The 20,868-nt window shown below is 45.1% G+C and carries 19 protein-coding genes; 7 read left to right on the top strand and 12 right to left on the bottom strand.

The window, feature by feature from the left end; translation table 11 throughout:
• The 5 genes from BACCOPRO_RS02055 to BACCOPRO_RS02035 all read right to left on the bottom strand — a co-directional run.
• Positions 1 to 1,459 (bottom strand): tetratricopeptide repeat protein (locus BACCOPRO_RS02055; RefSeq protein WP_008140436.1); only part of this gene is annotated, 1,459 nt, incomplete at its 3' end.
• The gene (gene def / locus BACCOPRO_RS02050) at positions 1,456 to 2,010 is read right to left on the bottom strand and encodes a peptide deformylase (protein ID WP_008140434.1); all 555 of its coding nucleotides are present in this window, start codon (positions 2,008 to 2,010) and stop codon (positions 1,456 to 1,458) included. The genes def and BACCOPRO_RS02055, both read right to left, overlap by 4 nt.
• 20 nt (positions 2,011 to 2,030) lie before the next feature.
• Positions 2,031 to 2,459, bottom strand: a complete 429-nt coding sequence (ruvX, locus tag BACCOPRO_RS02045; RefSeq protein ID WP_008140432.1) for a Holliday junction resolvase RuvX — start codon at positions 2,457 to 2,459, stop codon at positions 2,031 to 2,033.
• A gap of 137 nt (positions 2,460 to 2,596) precedes the next feature.
• Positions 2,597 to 3,550, bottom strand: coding sequence for a PCMD domain-containing protein (locus BACCOPRO_RS02040; protein ID WP_008140431.1), 954 nt, complete (start codon positions 3,548 to 3,550; stop codon positions 2,597 to 2,599).
• 116 nt (positions 3,551 to 3,666) lie between these two features.
• Positions 3,667 to 4,158 (bottom strand): SPOR domain-containing protein, encoded by a 492-nt coding sequence (locus BACCOPRO_RS02035; protein ID WP_022277423.1) that lies wholly within the window; start codon positions 4,156 to 4,158, stop codon positions 3,667 to 3,669.
• Positions 4,159 to 4,375: 217 nt separating this feature from the next.
• On the opposite strand from BACCOPRO_RS02035, the gene BACCOPRO_RS02030 reads away from it, so the two are divergent.
• The 5 genes from BACCOPRO_RS02030 to BACCOPRO_RS02010 all read left to right on the top strand — a co-directional run bounded on the left by BACCOPRO_RS02030 (position 4,376) and on the right by BACCOPRO_RS02010 (position 9,688).
• A complete protein-coding gene (locus tag BACCOPRO_RS02030) occupies positions 4,376 to 4,579 on the top strand; it encodes a YtxH domain-containing protein (protein ID WP_008140429.1) in 204 nt (67 codons plus the stop codon).
• A 119-nt stretch (positions 4,580 to 4,698) separates the two neighbouring features.
• Positions 4,699 to 5,061 carry a phage holin family protein gene (locus BACCOPRO_RS02025; protein WP_008140428.1) on the top strand — a complete coding sequence of 121 codons (363 nt, stop codon included), beginning with the start codon at positions 4,699 to 4,701 and terminating at the stop codon, positions 5,059 to 5,061.
• A gap of 8 nt (positions 5,062 to 5,069) precedes the next feature.
• Entirely contained in the window at positions 5,070 to 5,342 is a 273-nt protein-coding gene (locus BACCOPRO_RS02020; RefSeq protein WP_022277223.1) for a hypothetical protein, read from the top strand.
• 24 nt (positions 5,343 to 5,366) lie between these two features.
• Entirely contained in the window at positions 5,367 to 8,633 is a 3,267-nt protein-coding gene (locus BACCOPRO_RS02015) for a S41 family peptidase (protein ID WP_008140426.1), read from the top strand.
• Between the two features lie 206 nt (positions 8,634 to 8,839).
• A complete protein-coding gene (locus BACCOPRO_RS02010; protein WP_040311058.1) occupies positions 8,840 to 9,688 on the top strand; it encodes a helix-turn-helix domain-containing protein in 849 nt (282 codons plus the stop codon).
• 26 nt (positions 9,689 to 9,714) lie between these two features.
• On the opposite strand, the gene BACCOPRO_RS02005 is transcribed toward BACCOPRO_RS02010, so the two are convergent.
• Complete coding sequence (locus BACCOPRO_RS02005) at positions 9,715 to 10,275, bottom strand: HdeD family acid-resistance protein (RefSeq protein ID WP_008140424.1); 561 nt, start codon at positions 10,273 to 10,275, stop codon at positions 9,715 to 9,717.
• A 243-nt stretch (positions 10,276 to 10,518) separates the two neighbouring features.
• On the opposite strand from BACCOPRO_RS02005, the gene BACCOPRO_RS02000 reads away from it, so the two are divergent.
• Positions 10,519 to 11,655 (top strand): Rid family hydrolase, encoded by a 1,137-nt coding sequence (locus tag BACCOPRO_RS02000; protein ID WP_008140423.1) that lies wholly within the window; start codon positions 10,519 to 10,521, stop codon positions 11,653 to 11,655.
• 430 nt (positions 11,656 to 12,085) lie between these two features.
• Here the strand turns inward: BACCOPRO_RS02000 and secG are convergent, their stop codons facing one another.
• The 6 genes from secG to BACCOPRO_RS01970 form a co-directional block, all read right to left on the bottom strand.
• Positions 12,086 to 12,457, bottom strand: coding sequence for a preprotein translocase subunit SecG (secG, locus tag BACCOPRO_RS01995; protein ID WP_008140421.1), 372 nt, complete (start codon positions 12,455 to 12,457; stop codon positions 12,086 to 12,088).
• A gap of 6 nt (positions 12,458 to 12,463) precedes the next feature.
• Positions 12,464 to 13,306, bottom strand: coding sequence for a DUF8458 domain-containing protein (locus BACCOPRO_RS01990; protein ID WP_008140418.1), 843 nt, complete (start codon positions 13,304 to 13,306; stop codon positions 12,464 to 12,466).
• 3 nt (positions 13,307 to 13,309) lie between these two features.
• Positions 13,310 to 13,792, bottom strand: a complete 483-nt coding sequence (locus tag BACCOPRO_RS01985; protein ID WP_370847778.1) for an LptE family protein — start codon at positions 13,790 to 13,792, stop codon at positions 13,310 to 13,312.
• 37 nt (positions 13,793 to 13,829) lie between these two features.
• On the bottom strand, positions 13,830 to 15,101 hold the full coding sequence (locus BACCOPRO_RS01980; protein WP_008140414.1) for a sigma-54 interaction domain-containing protein: 1,272 nt from the start codon (positions 15,099 to 15,101) through the stop codon (positions 13,830 to 13,832).
• A 74-nt stretch (positions 15,102 to 15,175) separates the two neighbouring features.
• Positions 15,176 to 17,815 carry a DUF5686 and carboxypeptidase-like regulatory domain-containing protein gene (locus BACCOPRO_RS01975; RefSeq protein WP_008140412.1) on the bottom strand — a complete coding sequence of 880 codons (2,640 nt, stop codon included), beginning with the start codon at positions 17,813 to 17,815 and terminating at the stop codon, positions 15,176 to 15,178.
• 328 nt (positions 17,816 to 18,143) lie between these two features.
• A complete protein-coding gene (locus BACCOPRO_RS01970) occupies positions 18,144 to 19,451 on the bottom strand; it encodes an inositol-3-phosphate synthase (RefSeq protein ID WP_008140410.1) in 1,308 nt (435 codons plus the stop codon).
• Positions 19,452 to 19,830: 379 nt separating this feature from the next.
• Between BACCOPRO_RS01970 and BACCOPRO_RS01965 the strand changes: the two genes are divergently transcribed.
• Positions 19,831 to 20,727, top strand: a complete 897-nt coding sequence (locus BACCOPRO_RS01965; RefSeq protein WP_008140406.1) for a PfkB family carbohydrate kinase — start codon at positions 19,831 to 19,833, stop codon at positions 20,725 to 20,727.
• The last annotated feature ends 141 nt before the right edge of the window (positions 20,728 to 20,868 follow it).

Here is a 20,868-nt window from a genome sequence, read left to right as displayed (position 1 = left end):
TTTCCGCCGTCCGGGTATCGATGGACGCAAAGTGCTGTTTCACCTGTTCTTCCGTCAGAGACGTTTCATTGTTCGTGATCAGCAGACGATGCGGCAATACCTGACGGTTGTTCAGATCGTCAACCGCCTTAAAGAAATTAACCTGGCGCCTGACATCATCAATCCGTTCGTAATAGGACAATGCAAACATCGGCTGAGGCAGAATATTCACATCCTTATCCTGTACGCGTCCGCGATAATCGGTCTTGTATTTATCCTCATTGGAGTCATTATCGGCAACCATGATTTTCCGATAATTGTTCATGTTCTTATCGGACTTCTTGCGGGTCTTTTCATTGGAAGCAGTCGAAGGCTTTTTCCCATTCTGAATATCCAGCTGGGCTTTCAACACCTTAAATTCGTCTTCCTCTGCACCTTTCAGATCTCCAGTCTTGCGCCGGGCCTGCGAACGGTACTGATAACCGGCCAGGAAATCAGGATACTCAGCCAGCACGGTTGAATAGTCACTGATTGCTCCCCGGAAGTCACCTGTCTTATCACGCAACAAGCCCCGGTTAAATACCGCCATCATATTATCCGGTTCAACACTCAGGACAAAATCGAAATCCTCAATAGCCCGGTTGTCATCCCCGACCTGTGCACGCAGCAAACCACGGTTGTAATGGCCGATGAAATTATTCCGGTCGATATCCAAAGCCAGATCATAATCGGACATTGCTCCTCTCAGGTTATTCTGATAGTAACGGGCCAGGGCACGATTAATATAGGCTCCGGCATTTCGCAAAGAAAGCCGGATGGCTTCCGTCAGATCCGACTCCGCATCCTTATATTTGGAGCGCATCATAAACAACATACCTCTTGAAGACCATGTATCGGGATTGTAACGGTCCATTTCTATGGCCCGGTCCGCATCGTTCATGGCTTGCAGCGTATCTTTCAGCTTCAGCGAATTCTCCACGCGCATCAGATAAGCATCCGTATAACGCGGAGAGATACGGATAATCGTATCCAGTTCTGCCTGAGCTGTCGTATAATCTTTCTCCTGCATACGGCACAAAACCAGATTATGCCACAGGCTTATGTTCTCAGGATCCAGTTTCAAGGCCCTTTGATAGTCTTCAATAGCACCTTTATAATTCTTCTGGCGAATCCGGGAGATACCTCTCACCTGATAAGCATTTACGACGAACGGATTCCGTTCAAGTGCTTCAGAGCAGTCACGTTCGGCACCCGGATAGTCATCCAGATTCATTTTCGCCAGTCCCCGATAGAAATAAGGATCAGCCAGATATGGTTTCGCATTGATTACCTGATTAAAATACTGGATCGAAAGAACGTAATCTTCAAAATAAAGAGCGTTCTTTCCGATAGTCATCACCCGATCCGTATTAATCTGGGCAAATGCCGTAACCGGGACAAGTACACCTATATATAATAGGTATAGAAGTTTCTTGATCATTTGACTGTTTTCACCTTATAACCGCAGCGGGCTTTGCCATTTACCATGTTATTCAGCTTGCCTCGGATCATCTGTTTTCTCAGACTTGAAAGATGATCAATAAACATTGTTCCATCCAAATGATCAAACTCATGCTGCATTACACGAGCCAGATACCCTTCAACCCATTCATCATGAGCGGTCATGTTTTCATCCAGATAAGTAACATGAATACGGTCCGGACGTTTTACACTTTCATGAATGCCCGGCAGACTCAGACAGCCTTCTTCCATGGAAACCATTTCATCACCTGTTTCCAGGATATGAGGATTGATATAAACTCTTTTAAAGTCCTTGAATTCCGGCATATCATCCGAAAGAACGTCCAGGTTCACCACAACGACACGAATGGGAAGTCCCACCTGAGGAGCAGCCAGTCCGACACCGTCAGCCCGGTCCATAGTTTCAAACATATTTTGAATCAGTTCTTTCAGGTTCGGATAATCCGGAGTAATGTCTTCAGCCTCCTGACGCAATACAGGCTGACCATATACATAAATAGGTAAAATCATAATCAGTTTGTTGTTTTATTTTAATAATTACACATATTTCTTTTCCCTTCCAGATAGGATTGTAAAATAATCGTAGCACTGATCTCGTCTACCAGAGCCTTGTTCTGACGGTCCTTTTTCTTCAGACCTCCTGCCAGCATTGCCTGATGAGCCAGCACAGAAGTAAAGCGTTCATCAACCAGTTCTACCGGAATCTTGGGCAGCTTCTTCTTCAGCTGATTGATAAAGGGAATGATATTTTTCATATTTTCCGAATCTTCATTGTTCATCTGCTTCGGATGCCCGACGATGATCCGCTCCACAGATTCCTGAGTCACGTACTTCAAAAGAAAATCCATCAACTGATGAGTGGGCACAGTTGTCAACCCATTTGCAATAATCTGCATGGGGTCCGTTACAGCGATGCCTGTGCGCTTTCTTCCGTAATCTATTGCTATTATTCTACTCATACTTGGCAGCAAAAATACAAATTAATTCTTTAACACAACACACAAAAGGCAAGGAACGAACAGAGTCATACCGATTTTAATAAATATTATCGGTGATCTCTATTCAATCCTTGCCTCTTCTCAAGCCAAAGGCCTGATCAATATACTAAACAAACATTGTCAATCCACAGTGTGTTTCCCGGAGAACCGACAAAAGCTCCGCCGATACTTGAAGTAAACTGCAAGATCAAATGTGTAGGCTGCTCATCCGGAGAAGCCCAGCCGACTTCCTGAATCAGTTTACTCTCTCCTTTACTGTTCCGGGCATAATAGCCCCCTACTCCCAGTTTCATCAGTTCAGGATTATATTTATCACTTTTCGTGATATCTCCATACATAATTTCATAAGTGGCACCATTGTTCCAGTCAGATGTACGCTTATAAGCAACGGCAGCCGTACCGACACGCTTTGCAATGATATTACCATTGGCATCCTCCGTACGTTTCTGAAGCAGGCAAGTCATAATTGCACAATCTTGTCCGGGGACAGTTTCTTTACGACTGAAGCCCGTCTGACGGATGCGGTTCGGCTCGCCGGACATCTTCACCTTATAGTCATAGCGTACGGCTTTCGGACGTTCCGTAAAAGCAACACCGGAGTTCAAGTTCTTCTCTCCGTCTTTTGTACCGGTTATAGGCTCCTTCATATCTCCCAGGAACATGGAACCTGAAGCCAGAACAGTTATATTCACCATACCCAGAACCTTAACACTTTCGATATGTGTCTCCAGCCGGGCACACTGACCATTTCCACGTTTCTCCGGATACACGCTTGTATTCGTCTTGACGATTCCGACTACCTTGGCCATGACGTTTGAATTTCCCCAGGGAGATCCGCCCTGATTCACATATGCAATATTTCCATTGATTTCTTTTGTCGGACCGAGCTCATATAGCAGTTTCGTTTTACCACCGATAATACCAGACTCTTCTATTCTTCGAGTGACCCATTGTTCCATATCACCATATTTAATGGGAACCACCCTTTCCTGAGCTCCAACAGACAATGTTGACAAAGCCAAAAACATGGCCACAAAATGTTTCAAATTCATATTTTACAACTTTCCTTTCATTTAACAGGCAGCAAAGGTATAAAAAAAAAGCGATAGTATGTTTACTATCGCTTTGAATATAAAATTAAAGTGGCCATACAGACCAGTTTATCCGATTAATATACCCGGTAAAGAAGCCATGCACCCTGGAAATCTTCACGGTTGGGGTATTTAGCCTTGAATGCATCTCTTGCACGGACAGCTTCTTCACGAGTATCGAAAGATTCTACGGCAACACGATACATATTCTTTTCAGCATTATAGACAACCTTGGCATTGTAACCGTCGTTATCCAGCTTAGCTTTCAGACCATCAGCATTTGCTTTAACGCCAAAGCTACCGCAAATTACGCTGAATGCTTTCAAACCGTTACCAGAAACCAATTCAACTTTTTCTTCACGGACAGGAGCAACAGGTGCAGGAGTCGGAGCAACTTCCACAACAGGTGCAGGTTCTACCACTGCAGGTTCAGCCGGTTCTGCTGCTTCAGCCAATTCCTGTTGTTTGGCTTTTTCATAGGCTTTCTTATAAGCACTTTCACTTGATTTACAGGAAGAGAACGCCAGTGCGACGCACAATCCCATACCTAAAACAACTACTTTCTTCATATCACTTAATTTTTTATTGTTTATTCCTTGTATTATATATAAATCTTTTTCTCGTAAAACAGACATGCAAAAATAGCAATATAAACTATGCACACCTCTTAAAATCTGTTAATAATAAAGCAAAATCAACTTTTCAAATAAATTTTATAACAAAATGAACTACATATTCAGGATATTTGCTAGATTTGCGATGTAGTAACTTTTAAAACAAAAAATTATGAAAGCATTAAGTATTGTAGCTGCATTTTTAGGTGGAGTTACTTTAGGAGCAGCAGCAGGTATTTTGTTTGCACCGGAAAGAGGTGAAGACACTCGTAGAAAAATCGCAGAAGTTTTGCGCAAAAAAGGAATCAGACTGAATCGCGCTGAAATGGAAGATCTGGTTGACCAGATTGCAGCCGAAGTTAAGGATGCTGAATAATTTGCTTGAAACACAGAGGCAGAGAGCCTCTATTGCGTTCAACTCCTAGACACAGATTCCACAGATTTCTGATCTGTGTTATCTGTGTCTACTTATATTAACCAAATTCAAATCCCCATATGTTTGCAAACGACAAAAGCATAGATAATCTGGAGGCTTTATTTAAAGAAATAAAAAAGCATATCGAACTTCAGGGACAATATATAAAGCTCGATCTGGTAGAGAAACTGACAATCCTGCTTTCCACTCTCATCTTAATTCTTGCACTGATCATATTAGGAGCTATGGCACTTTACTATTTCTCATTCATGCTGGTATATGCCCTGGTTCCAGTCGTAGGAAGCATAATTGCCAGTTATGCCGTCATCGGCGCCGTTATTCTGATTGCCGCCATAGGAATTTATCTTATGCGTAGAAAACTTATATTCCAGCCTATGGTCAACTTCCTGGCCCGGCTGTTCCTTGAAGACTCCCATAAATGACCACGATTATGAATGAACAGAACAATATACCCCAACCTCCCTATTACAGCGTAGAATCAATTGCCCAACGTCGGGCTGAGAAAAAAGAAGAAATTCTCCGCTCCAAAGCCCGTATTCAGAATCTTACTCAGGAACTGTTCGCGCCTCAAAAGAGCAAGAACCAGATGGACAACATGATGCAGCACATCAATGCCGGTATCGCTGCTTACGATGGCCTGATGACCGGACTGAAAATCTTGCGAAGAGTCCGTGGCTTCTTCTCACGAAACAAGAAATATTAAATTTACACATTATTCAATACATACATGAAAAAAAGACTACTTACAATCGCTGCCCTTACGTTTGTCCTCACGGCAAACGCACAGGACAATCCTTTGTGGATGAGATATTGTGCGATCTCTCCCGACGGACAAACAATTGCCTTCTGCTATAAAGGAGACATCTATACCGTCCCTGCCAATGGAGGTAAAGCCACTCAGCTGACAACTAATGCAGCCCATGACACACACCCGATATGGAGTCCGGACAGCAAAAAAATTGCTTTCGCCTCCAACCGTCAGGGAAGCATGGACATTTACATTATAGATAAAGAAGGAGGTACTCCCCAACGGCTGACCACTCATTCTGCCAACGAATTCCCTGTTACCTTTAAAGATGCTGAACACATTTTATATCTGTCATCTCTTATGCCTGATGCTGCGGATATGACTTTCCCCAGCGGACAGTTCCCCCAGGTTTATGAAATCAGCACAGAAGGAGGCCGGCCGACATTATTCTCTTCTCTGCCAATGGAAGACATCAGCTTCAGCAAAGACGGAAAATCCTTATTGTACCACGACCGGAAAGGATACGAAGATGCCTGGAGAAAGCATCATACCTCATCCATCACACGGGATATCTGGATGTGTCAGCTAAACGGAAACGAAAAGACTTACCGGAAACTGACTTCATTCAGAGGAGAAGACCGTACTCCGATCTGGAGTGCCGACAGCCAGTCGTTCTATTACCTGAGCGAATCCAAAGGCTCCTTCAATGTTTTCAAAAGAAATCTTGACGGAAGCAATGAGAAGCAACTGACGCAGCACACCAAACATCCGGTACGTTTCCTGAGTGCTGCTTCCAACGGAATGTTATGCTACGGATATGATGGAGAAATCTATACCGTAAAAGAAGGAGAGAAACCTCATAAAGTAGAAATCAGCATTGTTGCCGACAAGAACGATAAAGATCTCATCCGTCAGGTCAGAACCAGCGGTGCGACGGAAATTGCAGTTTCACCTAGCGGAAAGGAAGTTGCTTTCATCCTGCACGGAGATGTTTTTGTAACTTCTGTTGAATACAATACAACCAAACAAATCACCAACACTCCGGAACAGGAACGGAACCTTTCTTTTGCTCCCGACGGAAGAAGCCTGGCCTATTCATCAGAACGGGAAGGCTTGTGGCAGGTTTACCAGAGTTCTTTGACCAACAAGGATGATAAACTTTTCACCTATGCCAACGAAATCAAGGAAGAACGGCTGACCAATTCGACAGCAGCTTCTTTCCAGCCTCAGTACAGTCCCGACGGAAAAGAAATTGCCTTCCTTGAAAACCGTACAACACTGCGAATTCTGAATCTAAAGGACAAATCTGTCCGTACGGCCATGGACGGCAAATATGAATATTCCTACACCGACGGAGACCAATGGTTTGAGTGGAGTCCCGACAGCCGCTGGCTGCTTTCCGGCTATATCGGCAATGGAGGATGGAACAACAGCGATGTGGCTCTGGTCAATGCTTCCGGAAACGGCGAAATTCACAACCTGACTCAAAGCGGATATTCCGACGGTAATGCCAAATGGGTACTTGGCGGAAAAGCCATGATCTGGGAAAGCGACCGCGCCGGTTACCGCAGTCACGGAAGCTGGGGAGCAGAAAGTGATGTATATATCATGTTCTTCGATCTGGAAGCTTACGAACGTTTCCGTATGAACAAAGAAGAACTCGCCTTGCTGGAGGAATCGGAAAAAGCGGACGAAGAAAAGAAAAAGGAAACTGAAAAGAAGGACAGCAAAAAGAAAAACGACAAGAAGGACAAAGACAAGGATGAAGATGTCAAGCCTTTGGTCTTCGACCTGGAAAACTGTCGTGACCGCGTCATCCGCCTGACAGTAAATTCATCCCGGCTGGGAGATGCTTTCCTTACTCCGAAAGGCGACAAGCTTTATTATCAGGCTGCTTTCGAGGGCGGATTCGATTTGTGGGAACATGACTTGAAAGAAAATAAGACCAAGATCGCACTGAAAGGTATCGGCTATGGCGCACTGGTACCCGACAAAGAAGGAAAGAATCTTTTCCTTTGCAGTGGCGGAGGCATTAAAAAGGTAGAAATTGAAAAGGGAGAAACCAAACCGGTTTCATTCGAAGCTATTTTCAACTACCGTCCGTACGACGAACGAAAATATATGTTCGAACATATCTGGCAACAGGTACAGGACAAATTCTATGTAACCGACCTGCAAGGTGTAGACTGGAAAGGATACCGTGAAAGTTATGCACGCTTCCTGCCCTACATCAACAACAACTACGACTTCCAGGAAATGCTGAGTGAATTACTGGGAGAATTAAATGCTTCACACACAGGAGCGCGTTATTACGGACCGGGAGCTACCCTGCAGACCGCCTGTCTGGGCGTATTCTATGACAATACGTATGACGGAGACGGACTGAAGATCAAGGAAATCATCGCCAAGGGCCCGTTTGCCGTGAAGAAAACGGATGTTACAACCGGATGCATTATCGAAGAAATTGACGGACAGAAAATACTCAAAGGAGCAGACTATTATCCGTTACTGGAAGGAAAAGCCGGAAAACCGGTTCGTCTCTCCGTATATAATCCGTCAAACGGAAAACGCTTCGATGTAACGGTCAAGGCAATCAGCTACGGACAGCAGGAAGACCTGCTCTACAAGAGATGGGTAGAAAGAAACCGCCAGCTGGTAGACAAACTGTCCAACGGCCGTATTGCTTATGTACATGTCAAAGGAATGGACAGTCCCAGCTTCCGCACTGTATACAGCGAACTGCTGGGCGAAAAGAACCGCATCAAAGAAGCTGTCATCGTAGATACACGTCACAATGGCGGTGGCTGGCTGCATGATGACCTGGTAACCCTCCTGAACGGAAAGGAATATCAGCGCTTCGTTCCGCGCGGACAATACATCGGAAGCGACCCGTTCAACAAGTGGCTGAAACCATCCTGTGTCATGGTCTGCGAAGACAACTACAGTAATGCTCACGGATTCCCATGGGTATACAAGGAACTGAAGGTCGGCAAGCTGGTCGGTGCTCCCGTACCGGGAACCATGACGGCCGTATGGTGGGAAAGCCAGATCGACCCGACTATCATATTCGGAGTTCCGCAGGTCGGCTGCATGGATATGCGCGGACAATATCATGAGAACCAGGAATTACAACCCGATATCGAAGTATACAATTCTCCGGAAAAACAACTGAAAGGAGAAGACGAGCAACTGGAGGCAGCCGTCAAGGAAATGCTGAAAGAAGCAGATGCCCGGAAACAAAAGTAATTCTTCCATAGCTTAAACATCGGAAGGCTCTGTACGACTCTTCAGTCTGAAACATCAGCCTTCCGATGTTTTTTTGTTTCAAAACCCCTCGCACTAAATTTACCAGAACTATTGCAAAGTTCCTGTTTATTCGTTTACTTTGCAATCGAAGCATTTGGGGAAACATCATTCTGCTCTCCAAATACTTAAACGAAAAAGCAAAACGAATGAAACGAATAGAGAAATTTGACCAGATACCTGCCAATACAGATATAATAGCCGGTATCGACCTTATCGGGAATATCAAGCAATTATTCAGTCTTCCTTTACAGGCTCCAGGATTTATCTTCCTGCTGTGCACACGAGGAACCTGTACCCTGACCATTCACTTAACCCAATATCAGCTGAAAGAAAACTCCCTTGCCATTGTTGCACCGAACATGTTTTTACAGATAAAGGAACAGAGTTCGGACTGCCGCTTCATTTTTGTTGCTTATTCCAAGGAACTCATTTACGGATCTACCCTGTTCTCACATACCATCGAATATACTCCTTATATATTCGAACATCCGGTTGTGGATCTGAGCAAGAAAGTGGGAAAACTGTTTCATGATTATTTCATGATGCTGATCCGCATTCTGGACCTGAATAAAGAGGAAACGCCACAACAGCAGATTCATCTGTCGTACACACAGATCATCATGTTCCTGAGCAACGTATATAAAGAAAACAAGAACATCACTCAGGTACGGTATAACCGCAATCAGGAAATTGCCAAAGAACTGGTGAGAATGGTTGTACAATATTACAAGACAGAGCGAAACATCTCATTCTATGCCGAAAAGATGCACCTGTCTCCCCAGCATCTCAGTACAACCATCAAGAAAATAACGGGAAAAACACTGACAGACATCATCTCGTCGTTCATCATCCACGACGCGCAGGCCAAACTCCGTTCCACCGAAATGACCATTCAGGAAATCGCTTATTCCCTGAATTTCCCGGATATCTCATTCTTCGGAAAATACTTCAAACGCTATACAGGCATGTCGCCTAAGCAGTACCGCAATTCCTGAGATGCGGTACTTGCTTTTTCTATTATTTATAAAGGAGTGACATCCGTAATGTCCTGAGCATATTTTCTCCGATACCGGATCAGGCGGAACAGATCAGACAGGGCATAAACCATCGACGAAACGCCCAATACGATAAAAGGAACCGTTGCTGCCTGAAAAGGATTCATCAGCACAACAATACCGGTAATCAGTACCAAAGTCGGCACAATATATACTCCCAGAGGTACCGGCATATACTTGCGGACAGAAACAAAGTTCAAGATCTGATTCAGCCCTCCGAGCACCAGCAGAACGCCCAATACATACATCAGAATGCTTACAAAGAACTCAGGCATGATGACCAGCCATAATCCCAGAAGAGTACTTCCCAATGCAATCACCGGAAATGACACATGCAGGTTGGCCCGCTCCCGTTTCTTGGCCTGCGCAAAATAGGAAAACAATCCATAAATGCCCGGCAACAAAAACAAAACTCCAATGGTTATTACCAGATAATTTACTGCGACATCGGGCCACAAGATCAGCAAAAGCCCAACGATCAACGCACAGATGCTGCTCATGACAGCATAACTTACAGAAGACTTCATACGCTTTTATATTAATTGATAATACGAATTTAGTATATTCCTTTCACAGAAACAAGCTCAATCCGAACTTTGTTACTTTCTATTTTTCTTCCGGCATTTCAAAAACCGATATTCTTTCATATCTTTGCAACCGTTGTGTTTCTGAGCATCCTTTCCACACAACTTCCTGCCGGAAAGCATGTACAGCTACGCAGCAGGCTGACTGAAACAGTCTCCATCTAACACCTAACGAATACAACCTGTATGCATAAACTGACTCAAAATACCCGGACTGATATCCGAAGCCTCTGCTTCGAGGGAGGTGTCGATGAGCATCATGCCGTGATCCGTATAATCCAGCCGATGCTGTCCTTCTGCGAACAGCGGGACAACATACTGACGGCCCTCCGTGAGCTGACGGAAGGACAACTTCCCGGTGCACGCCCGGTGTTCCTCCGATTCTTTCTGAGTGATGCCGCCAACCAGAGTGGGCTGCTGACCGAAGCTCTGGCGGATTTTCCACCCTGTGCCTGTTCCATCATTGAGCAGCCTCCTCTCGACGGAACCAAAATCGCCCTATGGGTTTACCTGCAGACGCAGGTTACTCCCCGCTCTTTTCTGGAGGGGCTGACCGGAATTGAACACAATGGATATGTTCATCTTTGGGGAGGAAGTGCCTGCCGTCCGGGCACAGACTCGCATGAACAGACCCGCCGGTTGCTGGAAGACTATGCAACCGCTCTGGAAGACAACGGCGGCCGGCTGGCCGATAACTGTATCCGCACCTGGTTTTTCGTACAGAACATTGATGTCAACTATGCCGGTGTGGTGAAAGCCCGCAACGAGGTTTTTCTCCATCAAGGCCTGACCCGCGACACCCACTTCATTGCCAGTACGGGAATTGCCGGACGGAATGCCGATCCTTCCCTGTGCGTCCAACTGGATACATATGCCGTGACCGGGCTCGTTCCCGAACAGGTACATCACCTGTATGCCTCCACTCACCTGAACCGGACCTATGAATATGGGGTCAGCTTCGAACGAGGCACGTATGTAGACTACGGTGACCGCCGGCAAGTGTTTATTTCCGGTACGGCCAGCATCGACAACCGCGGACAGATAGTCCATGCAGGAGACATCAGACAGCAAACGGAACGCATGTGGGAAAACGTAGAGGCTCTGTTGAAAGAAGCCGGAATGAATTATGATGATATCGGACAGATGATTGTCTATCTGCGGGATCCGGGAGACTATCAGACGGTGGAACGTCTGTTTAACGCCCGTTTCCCGAACATGCCCAGAGTGACTGTTCTGGCCCCGGTATGCCGTCCGGGATGGCTGATTGAAATGGAATGTATGGGAACCTGCAAATGGACAGACAAACGTTTCCGGGCATTCTAGTCTGTCAGAAAACTTTTTTTCATCCCCTCTCATCCGCTTTTTCCCGATCAGGATCCGGTCGGAGAAAAGCGGATTTTTCCTGAAAGGAATCTTATAGAAAAGCTCAAAAAAAGGCCGAAACGTTTTTTTAAAAGCCCGAAGTCTTTCAACACAAAGGCCGAAGTGTTTTCATGAAAACGTCGAGACGTTTTTTCAAGGGTCCAAAGTGCACTATTTCCCTCCGAAAGCTGTTGAAATATACTTCCGGAAAGCAACAGACAACCTCAGAAAGTCCTTTTGAAAACTAAAAAGAAACGAGTGCACAATGCTGAGGAATTACCGCACAATACAAACGAAGGACGCAGACCCCTCCGGAAAGCTAATACCATCCGGAGAAGTCCGCGCCTGCGCGTGCATCAAGCACCTTGTTAATATGTTCGGGATTCTCCCATTAGTTGGCAGCTGAATCGTTTGCTGCAGGAGCAGCAGCCGGAGCTTCAGCGTCAGTCTGAGGAGCAGCGAATCCGGCCGGAGCATTCAGCGGGTTCGTTTTCTGTTCCTTCACAGCCTGATCCATGATTACAGAAGAACCTTCTGTAGTCGTAGGAATCACGTATGAAGTAGCAATACTGATCACAACCATGAAAATGGCCAGTCCCCACGTAAGTTTTTCAATAAAGTCAGTAGTTTTACGTACACCCATGATCTGGTTGGAAGACGCGAAACTGGAAGAAAGACCTCCACCCTTAGAATTCTGTACCAATACTACAAAACACATCAGGATAGCGGCAAGCACCATTAATACAACAAATAATAAATACATCTTCTTTTATTTTGATTTAGCGTTAATAATCAATTTCTCCAAAAATCTGATTTGGTCTGCAAAGTAAGCATTTTTTTTGGGATATTTCAAATTTAATTTCCGAATAATTTCCAGTGCCTTGTCGTAACGTTGCTGTTTCACGTAAATTTTGGCCAAAGTTTCCGTAAAGTAACTTTCCTCGGGATCTTCTTCCGGATTTTCTTCCTCTCCCATTCCTTCTCCGGCTGGTTCTGACACAGACGCAGCTACAGTTTCCGGTTCTTCTGCCGGCTCTTCAGTTTCCTCCTGCCCTGCAAGCGGTTCTGCCGGCAACTCATCCGGCTGTTCCGGAAGTTCTTCATCCACGGGATGTGCTTCCGCTTCTGCTTCCTTGGCAATGAAACGGTCAATCAAATGCTGTCCTTTCAAAGGAACGGCAGCCACTTCCTCATCCCCCTCAGTCATCCGGTCCAGCAGAATAGAAGTATAATCCACACTCACCTCAGCAGGAAGAGGCAGTTCCTGTGCAGGCTCTTCCGGCAATTCTGCCAGGAAACGGTCTATCAGATCCAGAGTCCGGTCGCTTTCTCCTTGCCCGCTCCGCTTTTCCTGCGGGGCATGCTTGCGAATGGTAAAACGTTCGCCTTCGATGAAATAGAACAACAGGCTGAGATCGGCTATATAAATTGCACTCCGGCGAAGTTCTTCCTGAAAGGAAGGATCCTTCAGAACAAACAGATTCTTCAGGTAAAGAACCCGGGCCGTCTGAAAATAGGGATAGCGTCCCACAAGCTCTTTCAGTTCCTGCAGACTCTCCTCATTCAGAAGTTCCGGATGCTTGATCCATTCTTGCAAATGCTGTTCTGTCATGGCTTACCAGTTTGCTACGGTCGCATTGAATATCTGCTCAACAATCTCGTCGATCATCTGATTGACCAGTTCTTCCTGCACGGCAGAAAGCTGCTGGCTGGCATCATATTCACGGCTGGCTGAGAACTGACGATTATCAAAGTCCTCGGCATGGTTTGCATTATTGACAAATCTTACGTTTACCGTCATCCGAAGTTCTGCCATCGTAGAATAACCGTCCGAACCGATACCTTTGTTGATGGCATCATAGTTCGTAATCTCTCCCGACAATTCCAGGTCACCACCCTGACGGACCTGCTTCAGACGGGTCTGCTGCATGAAAATATCCTGCAAGGCGGTATTAAACATAGACTCCATCGGTCCCCAGACAAAAGCAGCCGAACGGTTGGGGAAATTCTCGAAAGAAATTGTCTTCGTCTTCTCGTAGTTAATGGAAGAACCATTAAATTTATAGGATATAGTGCAGGCGGTCAGTGCTACCATCATCACAGAAGCAAGCAGCCACACTCTTTTACGGTATTTTTTAATCAAGTCCATATTCTTTTATTTTACGGTAAAGGGTACGTTCGGAAATCTTCAGATCATTTGCCGCGTTCTTGCGCTTGCCATGATGACGCTCCAGCGCCTTGCGGATCATTTCCTTCTCCACATCGTCCAGAGAAAGATTTTCTTCCACATATTCTTCAGTATCCTGCACTTCCTGTGCCTCGGCAGGTTTTACGACCGGTTCGGACAAAGGAGTAACAGACGGCACAGAGGTCATGACAACAGGAGCATCATGTACCAGCTTGACAGGAGCTTCCTGTATATAATGTACCGGTTCATGTGAGGCAACCACGGAAGTTCCTCCCCGCTCGGCCATAATATCGTGTACCAGCTTTTTCAGTTCTGTCACGTCACGCCGCATATCAAACAATACCTGATAAAGGATTTCCCGCTCGCTTTCGAAACTCTTTCCGTTGCCCGCAGGCTTTACTCCCAGAAGGGCGGGCAAACGCGACGACTGCTGGGCCGGCAGATAATTGCGGAGGATTTCCGGAGTAATGTCCCGATTGGTTTCAATGATGGAAATCTGTTCCGTGATGTTCTTTAGCTGACGAATGTTTCCCGGCCAGGCATAAGCGACAAGCAACTGACGGGCTGCGTCGTTCAACTGGATGGCCGGCATGTGGTACTTCTCTGCGAAATCAGCAGCAAACTTACGGAACAGCAACGGAATATCGTTCTGACGTTCCCGGAGAGGGGGAACCTTAATAGGAACCGTATTCAGACGATAATACAAGTCTTCCCGAAAACGGCCCTCGGCAATGGCTTCAGAAAAATCAACATTGGTTGCCGCCACAATACGCACATCGGTCTTCTGTACCTTGGACGAGCCCACCTTAATATACTCACCCGTTTCAAGCACACGCAACAGACGGGCCTGTGTAGACAAAGGCAGCTCTCCTACTTCATCCAGAAAGATCGTTCCGCCATTGGCTTCGGCAAAATAACCATTGCGGTCGCTGATGGCTCCGGTAAAAGCTCCCTTTTCATGGCCGAACAACTCGGAATCAATGGTTCCTTCCGGAATGGCACCACAGTTAACGGCAATGTACGGTCCGTGTTTGCGACGACTGAACTGATGAATAATCTGAGGAAAACTTTCCTTACCGACACCACTTTCCCCCGTGACAAGTACGGACAAATCCGTCGGTGCCACCTGCATGGCTACATCAATGGCCCGGTTCAATTCTTCGGTGTTACCGATAATGCCAAACCGGAGCTTCACACTTTGTATTTCTGGCTTTACCATAAATCTCTCTCCTTGTTACATGACAAAAGTACAAAAACTTTCTTTTGTACCCGCAATTTTGGCAGGAAAAACACTTAGAACACCGTACGAATCATAAAGCGGATACCCCACTTGCTGGCTGTCGGAAGCTCGTTATAATTCAAGCGACGGACATACTCCACATGAAGCAGCTTGAAAATGTTATGAATACCGGCACTGATCTCTACATAAGGCTTCTTGGGATCCATCACGTAACTGGATGAATGATATACCCCCTCAGCATCATAATGACCGGGGAACATCATCAGCGTAGGATCGTTGGCATTCTGCGGAAGCAACGGATTGTTCTTGTCCGTCAGTGTTCCCCACAGACATTTCACACCGATAAACTCACGCCATTTCAGTTTCTTCAGCAAAGGAATACGGTTGAACAGTTTTCCCTGCATGTTCCATGACAAATCAAGCGATGCATAACGGTCGTTCAGGAACTCCATGTTATTGATCAAGTTGAAGGTCTGATCCTGAATAATATACGACAGGTTGGCTGCCGGCATGATCAGCAAGGGGAACGGAACCTTATTCCACTGGATACCGCCTTTCAGACAGGCATCCACATTTCCCCACGAACTGAGCCAGAAACGTTTGTAGAGACTTACCTCACTCAGATTAAACGCATAGTCAGCTCCCAATATACCTTTGAAACCAACTGTATGCTGAAGAGTGAATACCGGCGCATCAAGATTCACAGGCAGACGGCGCTGCTTGGTATTGATGAACGTCTCTCCCGGAGCATAACGAAGCGCAACGGTTGCCTCTGCTACGGAAAAGTCATGAACATTATAAGGAGACTGTACCCAACGGTTCCCTGTCAGTTCACCGGAAGCCAGGGCCTGCTGCAGACTGTTTTCACCGGCCATCGTCCGGTAGAACAGCTCGCCGCAAGGTTCATAGTTTGCATATTTCAGCATCACCGTAGTCTTGAGTCCCGTTTCACGTTCCAGTTCATATTTCAGGCTGGCCGTACGTTCATAGTTATACTGGTCTACAGAAGTCACCTTGAACGAAGTGAACACGTTATCCTTGTCTGTTCCCATGAACTTGTCCGAAGGCAACATGTTGTCGTATGAATAAGACGCAGTCAATGAATTGATCGGATATTCACGGGGCAGGTATTCTTTCTTGTTGAAGGAATATTCCACTTCACCCTTGTATTTCGACTTCTCATCCTTGAAACCATAAGCATAATATCCGCGGAAGAAAAGATGCGGATGGAGGTTGGCCGTTGTCTGGGCAGAAGCTCTCAAACGCAGACCGTCAATGTAGTTACTTGAGATCATGGTGTTGATCGGACCGATATCTACCTTGCTGGGACGCCCCTTCACTCCTGTTTCCACAAAGTTCTCAATAAACGCTTTGGCTACAAAAATGATATACTTGAATCCTTTGATCTTGCTCAGATTCTCCACGAAAGAATCCATCTTTCCTTCCGATTTCGTAAGTTCGGTAGGACGATATTCTTTCCAGAACGAATCATCTCGCATCATGGCATTGATATCTTTGATCTCATCGCCCTTTTTCTTAAAGATCCTTGCCGGTATTTCTTCGAAACCGAAATCCGAATAACGGGTTGTTCTTCTTACCTGGAAAGAGCCCAGCAGCTTTTTCAGATAAGACAATTCGCAAAGCATATCATCTTCTTCCAGTACCCATTCACCGGAAGGAAGTTCTCCAAACTTCTGCTCAATGATCATGTGGTCCACGAAGTTGATATCACTCTTCTTGGGAAGATTCATCACACATTTCTTCACGCGGAATGTAGAATCGGCAAGGATATAAAGGTGTCCGGTGAAACCAAAGTCCTGCGAATTGTTCGGCACGAAAGACAGATGGAAGCACTGGTCACGATCCACATAGACCGTATCCATAATATAATACTTATAGAAACCGATACCAGCCTTCGATACAGGGCTGTCAAAAGGATACTGCAGGAAACGGAAGCGGTCCTGATAGATATTGATATCCTGGAACACATCCTTCAGTACGGTAGTCAGCATGTCACCGGTATTGAAAAGTTCGTTTACCCCCGAAGAGTTCAACCCTTTGATGATCGTTTTCTCATCATGGGGATTTTTCCGGTACAGCTTCTCCGAAACCGTTTCGTCCACAGATATGGGAAGAATGTTCTTTCCCGTTACTTCACACACCTCTACCTGGTCACGGAAGAACGGATATTTCTTAAACAGATTTGATTCTCTCAGCGAGTCGGTTGTGATGTCATTCAGCGAAAACGTAATTTTCTGATACTTGTTGTAGTGATAGTAATCGTTCACACTCAGATCATTCGCTTTCTTGGCATTGATAACCTTCTCCATCATAATAACGGCCGGATTGTTCTTTCGGGAATATTTCTCTTTCTTGGGCTTTACCACCACTTCGTCCAGCACCAGATCGGCCTTCATCTTTACGTTCAGCGTACGGGTTTTCGAAGATACCTTCAGCACCTGCGTACTATAGCCCACCATGGAAAACGTCAGTTCATTCCATCCCTCATGATAAGAGATAGAATACTCACCATCCAGATTGGTTACGGCTCCTACACCTTTTCCCTCATAATAAATATTCAAATAAGGAATAGGGTCTCCTGTTTCCGCATCAGTCACGACTCCTCGAATCTGTGCCGAAAGTTGTCCGACTCCCAGACATATCATCAAAATCAAGAATAATCTTTTTACCATATACAAAATCGAACTGGTCTAGTCTATTAAAAACTGAAATGTAGACAAAGTTACATAGCATGAACAAACCTAGCAAATACAAGGTTCAAAAAAACAACATTCTTACCTTTTTTTATGAATAATAGGAAACTAAAAGGAACAAAAACAGATGTTTCACAGAAACCTTAAGCCCTATTTACAAATAAAAAGCGGATGTCAATATTCCCGCAGAAAACAAACATCTGCAAAGGATTTATTGACATCCGCCTTGAATCAAAAGGTGTTTTTTATCGATATAAAAACATTATTGACCGATTAAAAAAGTAATCTTGCGCAATGAAACAATGGTTTAATCGATTTCCTCGTCAGCTTCATAACCACCCATTTCACGAAGTGCGTTCTTCAGCATTACATACTGCTGGAACAAATGATTTACCGGAACTTCGTCTGCGGTATAATCATGCATCGGGCTCTTCAGGAAGAAGCTCAGGAAACGCTGGATACCATAACGTCCGGCACGGGCAGCCAGGTCACTCAACAATACCAAATCCAGGCAAAGAGGAGCTGCAAGGATAGAATCACGGCACAAGAAATTGATCTTGATCTGCATAGGATATCCCATCCAACCGAAAATATCAATATTGTCCCAACCTTCCTTATTGTCATTGCGGGGAGGATAATAGTTGATACGTACTTTATGATAATAGTCTGTATACAGATCAGGCTGGTTTTCCGGAACCAGGATTGACTCTAAAGTAGACAGCTTGCTGACTTCCTTCGTGTGGAAGTTTGCCGGTTCGTCCAATACGAGTCCGTCACGGTTACCCAGAATGTTGGTTGAGAACCATCCGGAAAGACCCAGACAACGAGTTCCGATGATCGGTGCAAAACCTGATTTAACCAGAGTCTGTCCGGTCTTGAAGTCTTTTCCTGCAATAGGCATCTTTGTCTTTTCAGCCATTTCCCACATAGCAGGAATATCAACGGTTGTATTCGGAGCACCCATAATAAACGGCGCACCTTCTGCCAGTGCAGCGTAAGCATAACACATAGACGGAGCTACATGTTCGCGGTCATCGTTCTTCATAGCCTGTTCCAAAGCAGCCAGAGTTCCATGAACTTCTTCACATACAGGAACGTAGATTTCCGTAGAAGCAGCCCACAAAACAACAATACGGCTACATCCGTTTGCAGCTTTAAAATCACGGATATCCTGACGCAACTGCTCTACCATATCCCAACGGGTTGCACAATCCTTCACATTGTTTCCGTCCAGACGTTTAGCATAATTATGATCAAAAGCAGCCTTCATCGGGACAATCTTTTCCAGTTCATCTTTCACCGGATTGATATCCTTTTCCTTCAACACTTCACAATTGATGGCTGATTCATAGGCATTGGCAGGATATACATCCCATGCACCGAAAACGATATCGCTCAATTGAGCCATCGGCACGATCTCGCCATAATGAAGGTATTTCTTAGATTCTCCACGACCTACACGGATTTTATCATACTGCGTCATAGAACCTACCGGTTTCGCCAACCCTTTGCGGACCATTAAAACACCGGTTATAAAGGTCGTTGCAACAGCGCCTAATCCAACACACAATACACCCAGCTTTCCATCTGCGGGTTTTACATTGCTTTTTTCCATTTCTTAATCTTTTAATTTCAACAAAAGTATTCCACTATGGAATACCAGAAACAAATTGCTTCAAAGATACGTCTTTGTTTCTGAAAAAGTAGCCTTTTTCTTGATATTTATCAATTGTTTAAGATAATCCTGCCAATAAATCAGACAAATAGAACATTTTAAAACCAGCCCAGCGACAATCAGTATAGAGGATTCCACCTTATTACATAAGCAATACTTCTTTTTACCATGCCTTTTATACCATTCCTATGGGATAAACCGCCCTTTCTTAAATAATGTTTATATAAACTAAAAAAGGACTGACTGGATCTGTCCCCTGACTGACAACCTGCAAAATTATACGTATCTTTGCGCCCAGTTTTAGAGAAATCACAAAAACATGAATGATATTTGTTGCATTGGGCATATAACTTTGGATAAAATTATAACGCCCAAACAGACTACGTACATGCCTGGTGGTACTTCTTATTATTTCTCCCATGGCATCCGGCATTTAAAAGATACTCGAAATTACAAGTTGATCACCGCCTTGGCACCGAGTGAATACAAAGCCGTCGAGGATTTACGGGCCAAAGGCATTCAGGTAGAAGTCCTGCCTAGTAGAAAGACCGTTTATTTTGAAAATATTTACGGAGAGAATCAGGACGACCGGAAACAGCGTGTGCTTGCCAAGGCTGATCCGTTCACCGTTGAAGAACTGAAAGACGAAGAAGCCAAGTTCTTTCACCTGGGAAGTCTGCTGTCTGATGATTTTTCCCTTGATGTTGTCAAGTTATTGTCGGGCAAAGGAAAGCTTGCTGTCGATGCACAGGGCTATCTGCGGGAAGTCAGAGGTGAACAGGTCTACCCCACTGACTGGAAAGACAAAAGAGAAGCTTTGAAATACATTGATATCCTCAAGGTCAATGAACACGAAGCAGAAGTGCTGACTGGATTCAAGGACTTCAAGCAGGCTGCCTTACAATTGGCTGAATGGGGCGTAAAAGAGGTACTGCTTACATTAGGAAGCTTAGGCTCCATCATTTATGCCGAAGGCACATTCTACAAGATTCCCGCTTATCCGGCCAAGAACGTAGTTGATGCTACGGGCTGTGGAGATACCTATTCCATGGGATATCTGTACATGCGCAATAAAGGGGCTTCTTATGAGGAAGCCGGATGTTTCGCAGCTGCATTATCTACCATCAAACTGGAAAAGTCCGGTCCTTTCTCCGGTACGGAAGAGCAGGTATGGGATATTATCCGAAACAGCGACCTTCACGCAACCGTTATCTAAAAACAACAAGAAACTGTCTCCAGACAGAAAAATCGGACAGACTTACTCAACTGTCCATAAAAAAAAATAAGAATCTCCTGCTTTAAGCCATATAATTCAGAAAAATAAGGGCTATAGCAGGAGATTCTTATTTCACAATTC

Source organism: Phocaeicola coprophilus DSM 18228 = JCM 13818 (assembly GCF_000157915.1).
Lineage (GTDB): Bacteria > Bacteroidota > Bacteroidia > Bacteroidales > Bacteroidaceae > Phocaeicola > Phocaeicola coprophilus.
Note: the sequence above shows the minus strand (reverse complement) of the source record. Positions and strands in the feature narration are given on the sequence as shown.